Here is a 220-nt window from a genome sequence, read left to right as displayed (position 1 = left end):
TTTCCCTTGTCTAACATTTCATTTTCTACTGTTAAAGCAAGAGATTTTGTCATGCCTTTTTCAATTTGGAAAGTAATTGGATCTACCAATTGCTTATATCCTTTTGGTGCTTTTACTTCTACTAGCTTGTATGTGCCAACTGATAAATTAGTAACTTGTGCGTGTCCTTTTTTATCTGTCGTTATTTTAGCGACTACTTGTCCTGCTGCATCTTGAATCT

Annotated in this window: 1 protein-coding gene; it reads right to left on the bottom strand. The window is 34.5% G+C overall.

All coding sequences use genetic code 11. From position 1 onward, the window contains the following. Positions 1-220 (bottom strand): prealbumin-like fold domain-containing protein (locus JDS82_RS30480; RefSeq protein ID WP_242474955.1); only part of this gene is annotated, 220 nt, incomplete at both ends.

Source organism: Bacillus cereus group sp. N14 (genome assembly GCF_016483555.1).
Taxonomy (GTDB): domain Bacteria; phylum Bacillota; class Bacilli; order Bacillales; family Bacillaceae_G; genus Bacillus_A; species Bacillus_A wiedmannii.
The sequence above is the reverse complement of the archived record's forward strand: the minus strand, read 5'-3'. Positions and strand labels throughout refer to the sequence as shown.